Source organism: Streptomyces sp. 150FB (genome assembly GCF_000818195.1).
GTDB lineage: Bacteria > Actinomycetota > Actinomycetes > Streptomycetales > Streptomycetaceae > Streptomyces.
The window spans coordinates 4,326,427-4,337,097 of the sequence record NZ_JTHL01000001.1 but is presented as its reverse complement, the minus strand read 5'-3'; the positions used below and the strand labels follow the sequence as shown (position 1 = coordinate 4,337,097).

Sequence of the window (10,671 nt, the reverse complement as noted above, 5' to 3'; positions counted from 1 at the left end):
CCTTCGGCTTCCACTGGTTCGCGCCCGCAGGGCTCTTGCCGAGCTCCCACTCGTAACCGAAGAGGATGTCGAAGAAGCTGTTGTCCCAGGTCACGGGGGTGTTGGTCCACGCACCCTCAAGACCGCTGGTGATCGCGTCGCCGCCCTTGCCGGTGCCGTACGAGTTACGCCAGCCAAGGCCCTGCTCCGCCAGCGAGGCGGCCTCGGGGTCGGGGCCGACGCTGTCGGCCGGGCCCGCGCCGTGGGTCTTGCCGAAGGTGTGGCCGCCCGCGATCAGGGCGACCGTCTCCTCGTCGTTCATCGCCATCCGGAGGAACGTCTCGCGGATGTCGCGGGCCGAGGCGAGCGGGTCCGGATTGCCGTTGGGGCCCTCGGGGTTGACGTAGATGAGGCCCATCTGCACGGCGCCGAGGGGGTTTTCCAGCTCCCGGTCGCCGGTGTAGCGCTCATCGCCGAGCCAGGTCTTCTCGGGACCCCAGTAGACGTCCTCCTCGGGCTCCCAGACGTCCGCGCGGCCGCCGGCGTAGCCGAAGGTCTCGAAGCCCATGGACTCAAGGGCGACGTTGCCGGCGAGGATCAGCAGGTCGGCCCAGGAGAGCTGGCGCCCGTACTTCTTCTTGACCGGCCACAGCAGACGGCGGGCCTTGTCGAGGTTCGCGTTGTCGGGCCAACTGTTGAGCGGGGCGAAGCGCTGCTGCCCGGCCCCGGCGCCGCCGCGGCCGTCGCTGATCCGGTACGTACCCGCGCTGTGCCACGCCATCCGGATGATGAACGGGCCGTAGTTGCCGTAGTCGGCCGGCCACCAGTCCTGCGAGGTCGAGAGCACCTCGGCGATGTCCTGCTTCACGGCAGGCAGGTCGAGGGACGTGAACGCCTCGGCGTAGTCGAAGTCCTCGCCCAGCGGATTGGCCACGGCGGGGTTCTTGGCGAGGATCTTCAGGTTGAGCCGCTCGGGCCACCAGTCGCGGTTTCCGCCGCCGTGGGTCGGGTGCGGGGCGCGCCCGTGCGCGACCGGGCAGCCACCTCCGCCCTCCGTCTTGGCGTCTACGACGATTGCGTCATGGTTCTCAGTCAAGGGAATCCTTCCGGACCGAACGGTTCACGGGTGCTCAGGAACTGCGGGCGGTGGAACAGCGGGCGGTGGAACAGCGTGTAAAGAAACTGCGGGCGGTGAAACTGCGGGCGGTGGAACACCGGAACAGCCGGCCACGGCCCCACGGTGAGCGCGTGGAAGGCGCCGCGAGCTGCGAGGAAGGCGCCGCGAGCGGCGTGGAGGGAGACATCACGTCTTTGTCTCCTGCTGTATCGGAGTCTTCCCGTTCCTTGGTTATCGCCGGAAGCGATCCTACGATGGACTGAGTCCAAGTCAAGAAGTGCACCAAATGCAGATCTAGTTGGAATTCGGACGAGTGCGACGAGTGCCGACAAACTTCGGATATCCCACAAACCTGAATAGGTGAACCGATATGAGTGACCTGCTGATGCGACTGAGAGAGCGTGGCTGGCGGATGACCTCCCAGCGCCGTGTGGTCGCTCAGGTCCTCGACGGCGATCACGTGCATCTCACGGCCGACGAGGTGCACATACGCGCGACGCGACTGCTGCCCGAGATATCCCGCGCGACCGTCTACAACACCCTGGGCGAACTGGTCGCCCTCGGCGAGGTCATTGAGGTCTCCACCCACGACCGCGCCAAGCGGTACGACCCCAACGCCCACCACCCGCACCACCACTTGGTGTGTTCCGCCTGCGGCACCATCCGTGACGTCCACCCGACCGGCGACGCACTGGCCGGCCTCCCGCCGGAGGAGAGGTTCGGCTTCACGGTGTCCGATGTCGCGCTCACCTACCGGGGGTTGTGCCCGGACTGCGCCTGAACGCCCCGCGCCCGAGCCCTCGCCTTCGCCTGCGCCTGAACGCCCCGCGTGGGTACGTGACCGGGGCATCGCGTGGCGGAAACCTTGATGCGCGGCCTCACACCGTTCTGGGACCATGCCCGGATGGTCCACCCTCTCGAACCCCTGGTCATCCGGCACACCCACCGCCTGTCCCTCCCCTCCGGACCCACTGGGCAAGGGGACGTCGCGGCGCGGCAGTTCGACTCCGCCCTCATGTCCGTGGGCTTCAAGCTCTCGGCGGATCTGCTGGAACGGCTGTCGGGGCTGGCCCCGGAGACGGTCGTCGAGGTCGCGGCGCGGGCGCTGGACACCGTGCGCGAGATGGTGGGTGACCACGTCCAGCACAACGTCTACTTCGTCGACTTCCCGGCCAACGTGCCCGAAACGTTCGACTTCTGGACGCGGTGCATCGTCGAGGCGCTTGCCGACGAGGCGTCGCGCGACGCGACTCTCGCGCAGCTCCGCACCGGTGTGGTCGACCTGCTGACCCTCCCGGCGTACGGGAACTACCAGCACACGTACGCCGAAATGCTCGCCGCCCACGCCGAGTTGATCGCCGCCGCCGGTGACCGTACAACGGTCCTGCACCTGGGCGGAGTTCCGGACGACGAGGTCACCGCTCTCTATCTGGCCCTGGCGGGCAGCACCACCCCGCTGGGCGAGGAGGGCCTGCGCGACCTTCGCGCGCTCGCCGGGCACTGTGCCGACGGCCCGCAGCCCGACGAGATACCGGTCCGGGAGAACCGCGCCGTCGTCAACCTCGCCCGCATCGACGCCGGCGCTGATCTTCTGCTGGACACCGTCACCGATGTGCTCCGGCTGGCCTGCGCGCTTTCGGACGGCGACGTGACCCTGGTGGAGCCGACGCGGTTCCGTTCGCTGCCCCGAGCGACCCGCCGCTCGCTGCTCGCCGGCCTCGACGCCGTGGTCGCCGCCGCCCCCGCCAAGCTCGCCGATGTCACCGCGCACAGCGAGGCGTTCAAGCGCCTCGGCGAGCGCCTCCACCCGCACGAGTACCCGCACCGGCCGCACGCCGCCGACGTGTTCGCGGTCGCCCGGGGCGAGAAGGAGGCCCGGTCCTTCGACAGTCATGTCGAGGAACTGCTCGGTGCGAACGACGTCACCGGGGCCGTGCGGCTGCTGACAGCAGCCCCGGGCAAGCTGTTCCGCTCCCTGGACCGTCTGCTGCGCGCGTGCCTCGCCCAGGACGAACGCGACTCCGTCGTGGACGCCGCCGAGCGGGTCGCCGGACAGGTCTCGGGGCGCGTCCTGCTCTCCGTACGCGAGCACTTCGGCAACCGGGGGCCGGGGCCCGGCGAGCGCCGCGTCTTCGTCAACCGAAGCGGCGCCGCGTGGGTTGCCGCCGACACCCGCCCGCCCGTCCTCCCGCCCGAGCGTGAACGCCTGATCGCCGCCCTGGACGCCGAGACCCGCCGCCGACTCCCGGCGCCGGGGCACCTGTTGATCGACCCGGACGTCCTCGATGTCGCGCTCCCGCTCAGCGGCAGGGCGACGGCCGCCGGCCTCGGTGTGCTGCCGCGCGGCTCCGTGTCCCCGGTCGACGGTGAACTGCTGCGGTTCTTCGTGTACTGGAAGCAGACGTCGCACACCACCGACTACGACCTGTCGGCGCTGACGCTGGACGCCTCGTACGCGACCGTCTCCTGGCTGTCGTACACCGCCCTCACCGACGTCGGCGGCGAGCACTCCGGCGACATCACGGAAGCGCCCGACGGCGCCTCGGAGTTCATCAACCTGCGCCTCGACGCCGTACGCGGCGCCTTCATCGTCCCGCAGGTCAACATCTTCTCGGGGGAGGGCTTCGAGGAGGTCGAGGAGTCGTTCTTCGGCTTCATGCTGCGCGACGCCGAGCAGCTCGGCCGCCCCTTCGAGCCGCGCACCGTACGGATGAAGTCGGAGCTGCGCGGCCCGGGAAGGGTGGCGCTGCCGCTGGCGTTCCTGCGCGGGAGCGACGGCCGCTGGCGCGCCAAGTGGCTCCACCTGTATCTCCGGGGCAACCCGAACGCCAACCGGGTGGAGGGGAACCGGGTGTCGGTCGCCACACTGCTGCGCGGCCTCGTCGAGCGCGAATACCTCACGGTCGCGCATCTCACCGGCCTGCTGTCCGAGCGCGCGACGGCCACCACGCGCTGGGACGGTACGACGGTCCCGGACGGCCCTGTCACCTACATCGGCCTGCGCCGGCCGGACGGACTGCACCCGGATTCCGTGATCGTCACGCCGGAAAACCTGCGCGACCTGATCCCCGGCTGACTGCTAGCGTGGAGCGCGGCGAGGCCATGGAGGGACTTCCTTCTCACACTCATGGAAATAGTCCCCCCGCTTTCCTCGCCGCCGATGTCACGCCGGGGTGCCGAAAGGCACCCCGGCGTCGTCATCTCCGGGTCCCCGCGCTGACCACGCTGTTTGTGCTGTCCGCGTTGCCTAGGCGGCGGATCCGGCCTTACGGCGGCGTACGACGAAAACAGCTCCGGCGCCCAGGATCACCGCGGCGCCGCCGACGGCGGCCGTGGTCGGCAGCGTGCTTGATGAACCGGTCTCGGCGAGCGAGCCGCTGACCGGGATCTCGCCGAGGCCGCCCTGCGGTGCGGGCGTATTCCCGCTCCCGTGCGCGGTGTTGGCGTCCTCCGCCTTGCCGGGCTTGCCCGTGGCGTCCCCTACTTTGCCGGGCTCGGTGCCGGAGGCGAGGACCGTGAAGTCGAACTCGCTGATGTCGTCGAAGCCGCACTGGCCGTCTTCGCCGTACGAGTCGCCGGTGGTCAAGAAGTAACCGGTTCCCGTCTCGGCCTTCTCACCGACCTTGATACGCATCTTGGCGTCGGCGAACTCGCCCGGTTCGAGGGTCTTCACCGTGGCGAAGTCGTTGTGGCCGAAGACGTCGGCGCCTTCGCCCTGGATGGCCTTCCAGGTGCCGGTCTCCGGGTTGAACCACTGCACGGTGACCGCCAGTTGGGCGATGTCGTGGAGCTTCGGGTCGGCGGTGCCGAGATCGAGGGAGACGACGGTCTCCATCACCTTGATCTTGGACACGTTGGTCACGCGGTAGGCGAAGTCGTGCCAGCCCGACCCGGCGACGATCTTGCTCGGGAATCCGCGCAGCGACGTCTTGCCGCGCTCCTCGTCGGGGATGCCGGAGCAGAATGTCGGGCGCGTGTACGTCGGAGACGGCTCGGCGCTCTCGCCGGCGCCCGGGCTTGCCTTCGTCGACCCCGAAGGGGCCGGATCGCCCGTCGAGGAGGGAGCGGAGGGAGCGGAAGGGGCGGAGGGAGCCCCCGCCTTGTCGGTCGGCTGCCCGGCCGGGGACTGCGCGTCGTCCCCGGCGCCGGCGCCGGCGGACTGCTCGGGCGCCGGCGTAGGAGCGGCGGACACGGAGGGAGTGCTGTCGGCTGGTGTCTCCCCTGTCGCATACGCGGCGGGAGACGCGAACAGGGCCACGGAGCCGATGACGGCCGTGACAGTCGCGGTTGCCAGAACACGGTGGAGCTTCATTGAACCCTTTCGATCAAGCTCAGCGAAACGGCCGCCCCGGCGTGGGGGATCGTGGCATGGCCGTGCACCTAGATACGTATGAGACCGGTGGGGCCCGGAAAGGGTTGTGTGGCGGAACGGCAACTGCCCTGTGATCGCCGCCACGTCACGTGCGCGGCGTGGCCCGGTATCGGCCGGCCCGGTCTCAGCCGGCGCCGTCACGCTCCGGGGACGAGGATGACCTTGCCGGCGACCGTACGGGACTCGGCGAGTTCCAGCGCCGACGCGGCGTCGGACAGCGGGAACTCCGCGGCGATCTGCGGAGTGAGGACGCCGTCGGCCACCAGGCGCAACACCTGGGAAAGGTCCTCGCTCAGCCGGTTCCGGAAGGCAGCCAGGCGGCGGCGGCCCGCCCAGAAGTTGTAGAAGTGCGCGCTCCTGCCGTTGGGCAGGCAGTTCCACACCGCGAGCCGCGCGAACAGCCGCAGCACCGGCAGTTGGGAGCTGCCCGCGTCGTCCTTCGACGCGGCTGTGCCGTACGAGACCAGCGTCCCGCCCCGGCGCAGCAGCCGCCACGACTCGACAAGACCGTCGCCGCCGACGTGGTCGAACACCGCGTCGACACCGTCCGGTGCGAGCCCGCGGATCCGGCCGTACAGGTCCGGATCGCGGTAGTCGACCGGGATCGCACCCCACCCGGCCACGGTCGTGTGGTGGCGCGGCGACGCCGTGCCGATCACCGCGATCCCGGCGTGCCGGGCGAGTTGTACGAGGATGGAGCCGACGCCGCCGTTGGCGCCCAGCACCACGACGGTCCCGCCGGGGCGGACCTTGGCCATCCGGTGCAGCATCTGCCAGGCGGTGATCCCGTTGATGACGACGGTCTCGGCGGCGGCCGCGTCCACGCCGTCCGGTACGGGCACCAGGTCGGCGGCGTCGATCAGCAGATGGCTGGCCCAGCCGCCGACCTTGGTGACCGCGGCGAACCGGCGTCCGGTCAGCCCGGCGTCGACGCCGGGCCCGGTGGCGGTGACCGTACCGACCACGTCGTAGCCGGGTACGAAGGGGAACGGTGGCTGGTTGTAGTACTTGCCGCGCCGCATCTGCTGCTCGGCGAACGAGACGCCGGTCGCGTCCATCCGCAGGACGACCTGGCCTTCGGCCGGGGGCGGAAGCTCGCGGGTACGGATCTCCAGACCGCTCGGCTCGACCGTACCGGGCAGGACGATCTCCGTGGCGCGAGTGGTAGCGGTGCTGGTCATGAGGCACTCCGTAAAGCTCAGGTCGTTTGCTTACGACCGTAAAGATACAGTCGTACCCGTGTGTCGACAAGGGAGCCGTGCCAATAACCTTCGCGGTGTAAGGTGACGGGATGGGAGAGACGAGAGCGGCGGCTTCGGCCGCATCGAAACCGGCCCGCGCGCGCAACCGCAGGGGGGAGGGCGGCCGCCTGCGGGAGGACATCATCGCGGCCGCGGTGGAGCTGCTCGACGAGACCGGCGACGAACGCGCCATCACGCTGCGATCGGTCGCGCGCCGGGTCGGGATCGCCGCCCCCTCGATCTATCCGCACTTCCCCGACCAGCCGGCCATCATGCTGGCCGTCGTGCGGCGGGAGTTCGCCGAGCTGGAGCGCATGCTGCTCTCGGCCGTGGAGAGGGCCGGGGACGACCCCCGGGAGAGGCTGTTCGCGATCTGCGACACCTACCTCGCGTTCGCCCAGAGCCATCCCGAGCGCTACCGCACGATGTTCGGTGGCCTCTGGATGCCGAACCTGGGCGACAGTTCCCTGACCGAGACGGATCTCAGCACGCTCGGCTCGGAAACCATGGGCGTCCTCGTCGACGCGCTCGGCGCCTGCGTCGCCGCCGGACAGGCCGCCAGTACCGACCCGTTCGCGGACGCGGTGGCGCTGTGGCTGGGGCTGCACGGACTCGCGCACCAGCGCGCCGTGACCCGCGCCTTCCCCTGGCCGGACGACATCGCCGACCGCGTCATCACGGCGCTGGCCCACCTGAACGACGCCTGAGCCCGGCCCCGGTCGCTCGCCAACTGCTTCCCGAGTGAGAGTTTACAGCCGTTAGGTCATGCCCTATGGTTACGACTGTAAGGCAACGGGTGTTGCCGCGAATTGGCAGGGGAGAATCTGATGAACACCACCACGCGCCGCCTCCGTACGACCGTCATCGCCGCGATGACCGCGGCGGCGGCCGTCGTCGGACTGACCGCGGTCACCGGTCTGCTCGACACCGACGCCCAGGCCGCCACCCCGTCGTCCGCGCAGCCGGTGGCGTACGGCCGGCACGGCGCCCGGATCCCCCGTGTCGTCGCCGCCTGGGCCGACGCCTGGAACACCGCCAACCCCCAGAAGATGGGCGCCCTGTTCACCAAGGACGGCGTCTACCAGGACAACGCCTTCCAGGTCGCCATGACCGGCCCCGAGGGCGCTGCCACCTGGATCACCATCACGGAACAGAGCGTCAAGAACGCCCACGTCGACGTCGTCGACGCGTTCCGCAGCGGCGACAAGATCGCCGTCCGCTGGAACTTCTCCGGCACCGACACGGGCGCCTTCGACAAGGACGTCCCCGCGACCGGAAAGTCCTTCACCGTCCCCGCCACCACCGTGATCGACCTCAAGGGCGACAAGATCCAGCACCTCACCGACTACTACAACCTGGCCGACCTCCTCCGCCAGGCAGGCCTCCCGTCCGGCCCCTGGACCCCGCCCGGCACCACACCCCCGGCGGCTTCGCCGGCGACGGGCACCAAGTAAGCCACCCGGGGATCCCGGAGACCCCGGAGCCGCAGGGCGCGAGGATCACCGCCCGCCCGCGTCATGCGGGCATGACGCCGTGGATACGGGCGATGGCGAAGACGCGTTCGGCGTCCCGCAAGTGGCACCAGGCCTGTAGGTAGGGCGGGTCGAACTCGAGCCGGCTGAGGGTACGTACGGTGCGGCTGCCGGAGGTGGCGACGTATTCGATCGTGACTGCCCGGTCGTCGTGGATCGCGTGGGCGAGTTGGCGGACATCGGTGAGGGACAGGTGGGTCCCGTAACCGGCGATGATTTCCTCGGTGTCGCTGTCGAAAGGGAGCCCGTTGTAGGGGTCGGGCTCCGGAGAGGTCGGCGGGGCCGCGATCAGTCGGGCGGCCAGAGCAGTCTCATCGACGGATCGCGGAGTTCCTGCCTTGCGGGCCTCCGTCTTTAGGCGCTTGCCATCCGGAAGGCGTGCGCCTCGGCGTGGGCCTGGGACTGGGGCACCGGCACGGCGGCGTTGGGCTTGTTCGATGCGTACGATCCCGTCGGCGGTCTCGGCGACGGGGGCGTAACCCTGGGCCCTGAGCGCGGCGAGGGTCTTGACGAGCGGGGTCCGGCTGATCAGCACGGTAGGTGCCAGTTGTCGCAGACCGAGCTCGGAGAGCCCCCGGTGGGCCGCGAGTTCGCTCAGGAGGGCGGGCTCCTGGCCGTGGATCACGCAGGTGGCCGGCGCGATGCGGACCCGGCCGTGGCTGCGCGCTGTGTCGGTGATCAGGTACGAGAGGGGTTGCGGCAGGGGCCCGACGGCAACGGCGGCCAGGTCGGCCGCGATCTCGTCGGGGGTACGGCCGGCGTCCAGGGCGCGGCGGACGGTGCCCGGGGTGAAGCGCCACACCGATGCGGTGCCGCCGGCCTCCCGGTCCGCGACGGAGTCCAGCAGTGCGGTCAGGCGGGCGGCCGGTGTGCCGGTGACGACGGCGGTGAGGTCGGCCCCGATGCGGGTGGTCCGGCTGGCGGCGGGCAGCAGTCGCCGACAGGCGGAGCTCAGCTCTTCAGGGTCGTCGGCCGGCAGGGCGGTGCCGATGGGGGACAGGGCGCCGCGGGCGAGTACGCCGAGCAGTTCCGACTCACGGATCACGGTTGCGAACGGCGTGTTGTCCTGCGGAAGTTGGTCCGCAAGCGGCCGGTGCCAGGCGATCACCGGTCCCAGAGCCGGTGAGCTTTCCACGCCCTGTCCCGCCGGGAGCTGTGACGCGGCGGTGAGGAGTGCGTGCCTAGCTTGGACACAGCCGTCGCAGGGCGGGTTTCCGGCGAGCGCGGGCAGGGCCTTCCCGTCCACGTCGCGAGCTTGGGATGGGCTGAGTGGCAGTTCCCACCACGCCCGCAGAAGCAGCGCGAGCTGATCTGCCGGTTCTTGTTCCACCCAGGCGTCGTACTCCTCGGTTGCCGACACGTGGTCGCCGTCGTGGGCCAACAGCCCGGCGGCGTAAGCCCCTTCGAGGGCGACGCGTACGACGATCTCGTCGCATCGCGCCGTCCTGCCGATCCGGGTCAGCTCACGCGCTCCGACACCACCGGACTTCAGCCGGGTTGGCGGAGACGTCGCGCACACCGCCAGGACCGAGCTGACATGGGCGGCGGAGACGGTGGCTGTGGCCGCGGCCTCCCGATCCACTTCCCCCGGGGTGACGGGCACCAGCCGTACGGCGGGCGGGATGGGTTCGAACGGTGCGTGCCAGCCCCGACCGCGCAGCGCGAGCGCCACCTCGGACGGCATACGGGAAGGTCCGTACCCGTAATGGTCCAGGACCAGAAGTCCCCGCTCGACTGCCCATCGCGCGCCCGGCTGGGAGCCGGAGTCGGCCCCCAGGCTTCCGAAGACGATGGACTCCGGCTGTCGTGGCGCGTAACCCGCCTGGCGCTCCAGCAGATCTCGGGTGGCCTTGGGTGCCCGTGCCACCAATGCGGCGACCCTCTCCGGATCGCTGTGGTGGTCCAGCAGGGCGGCCAGCCGCTGCTGCTTGGAACCGGACGGTTTGATCCCCAGCGCCACCAGCATGCCGCGCAGGTCGTCGGAGGTCGTGTCGGCCAGCAGCCGGGCCAGTGGTCCCTCCAGCCCCAGCGGCGTGTTCCATGCCTGCCGCAAGGGCGTCGTCGTATGGAGCAGCCCGCTCTCGTCCGGCCAGACCAGCGCGTGATCGGCCAATGTCTCCAGCGCCGTGTCCAGGCCGCGAGCGTCCGCCCCGTCTCCCACTCCCAGCAGGCCCGCCAGGACATCGCGCGACACGGGCACCCCCAGCGCCGCCAAAGCCTCGGCGACCTGCACGTACGGCAGCGCGAGCCGGGGAAGGCACAGGGCCACCGACCGCGGGCGCTGAAGGCGGTCCGCGACTTCGCCGACCGACCGTGGCTCCGGAGGGGCCACCGCGTCCGCGCGTGCGAGGAGCACACGCGCCAGGTGCGCGTTGTCGAGACCGTGCAGCCAGGCGGCGAGGGCTGATCCGGTGGACATACCTTGAAGAC

The 10,671-nt window shown here is 70.4% G+C and carries 8 protein-coding genes; 4 read left to right on the top strand and 4 right to left on the bottom strand.

Annotated elements, in window-relative coordinates; translation table 11 throughout:
- On the bottom strand, positions 1-1,075 hold a 1,075-nt coding region (locus QR77_RS48780), incomplete at its 3' end, for a peroxidase family protein (RefSeq protein ID WP_347359784.1).
- A 391-nt stretch (positions 1,076-1,466) separates the two neighbouring features.
- Here QR77_RS48780 and QR77_RS18460 point away from each other — a divergent pair.
- Together QR77_RS18460 and QR77_RS18455 are read left to right on the top strand one after the other, a co-directional pair.
- A complete protein-coding gene (locus tag QR77_RS18460; protein WP_040023000.1) occupies positions 1,467-1,877 on the top strand; it encodes a Fur family transcriptional regulator in 411 nt (136 codons plus the stop codon).
- 123 nt (positions 1,878-2,000) lie between these two features.
- The gene (locus tag QR77_RS18455; protein ID WP_040028217.1) at positions 2,001-4,172 is read left to right on the top strand and encodes a TerD family protein; all 2,172 of its coding nucleotides are present in this window, start codon (positions 2,001-2,003) and stop codon (positions 4,170-4,172) included.
- A 171-nt stretch (positions 4,173-4,343) separates the two neighbouring features.
- Here QR77_RS18455 and QR77_RS42280 read toward each other — a convergent pair whose 3' ends face one another.
- Positions 4,344-5,288 carry an LAETG motif-containing sortase-dependent surface protein gene (locus QR77_RS42280; RefSeq protein WP_150130409.1) on the bottom strand — a complete coding sequence of 315 codons (945 nt, stop codon included), beginning with the start codon at positions 5,286-5,288 and terminating at the stop codon, positions 4,344-4,346.
- A 317-nt stretch (positions 5,289-5,605) separates the two neighbouring features.
- Positions 5,606-6,649: a medium chain dehydrogenase/reductase family protein gene (locus QR77_RS18445; RefSeq protein ID WP_040022998.1), complete on the bottom strand. Its 1,044-nt coding sequence runs from the start codon at positions 6,647-6,649 to the stop codon at positions 5,606-5,608.
- A 110-nt stretch (positions 6,650-6,759) separates the two neighbouring features.
- On the opposite strand from QR77_RS18445, the gene QR77_RS18440 reads away from it, so the two are divergent.
- Positions 6,760-7,416: a TetR/AcrR family transcriptional regulator gene (locus QR77_RS18440; RefSeq protein ID WP_040022996.1), complete on the top strand. Its 657-nt coding sequence runs from the start codon at positions 6,760-6,762 to the stop codon at positions 7,414-7,416.
- A 120-nt stretch (positions 7,417-7,536) separates the two neighbouring features.
- Positions 7,537-8,163 carry an ester cyclase gene (locus QR77_RS18435; RefSeq protein WP_052488877.1) on the top strand — a complete coding sequence of 209 codons (627 nt, stop codon included), beginning with the start codon at positions 7,537-7,539 and terminating at the stop codon, positions 8,161-8,163.
- A gap of 61 nt (positions 8,164-8,224) precedes the next feature.
- Here QR77_RS18435 and QR77_RS18430 read toward each other — a convergent pair whose 3' ends face one another.
- The gene (locus tag QR77_RS18430; RefSeq protein ID WP_040022994.1) at positions 8,225-10,660 is read right to left on the bottom strand and encodes a helicase C-terminal domain-containing protein; all 2,436 of its coding nucleotides are present in this window, start codon (positions 10,658-10,660) and stop codon (positions 8,225-8,227) included.
- Between the last annotated feature and the right edge of the window lie 11 nt (positions 10,661-10,671).

Coding starts and splice junctions, on each gene's coding strand:
- QR77_RS18460 (WP_040023000.1), top strand. CDS start 1,467: ATGAGTGACCTGCTGATGCGACTGAGAGAGCGTGGCTGGCGGATGACC.
- QR77_RS18455 (WP_040028217.1), top strand. CDS start 2,001: ATGGTCCACCCTCTCGAACCCCTGGTCATCCGGCACACCCACCGCCTG.
- QR77_RS18445 (WP_040022998.1), bottom strand. CDS start 6,649: ATGACCAGCACCGCTACCACTCGCGCCACGGAGATCGTCCTGCCCGGT.
- QR77_RS18440 (WP_040022996.1), top strand. CDS start 6,760: ATGGGAGAGACGAGAGCGGCGGCTTCGGCCGCATCGAAACCGGCCCGC.
- QR77_RS18435 (WP_052488877.1), top strand. CDS start 7,537: ATGAACACCACCACGCGCCGCCTCCGTACGACCGTCATCGCCGCGATG.
- QR77_RS18430 (WP_040022994.1), bottom strand. CDS start 10,660: ATGTCCACCGGATCAGCCCTCGCCGCCTGGCTGCACGGTCTCGACAAC.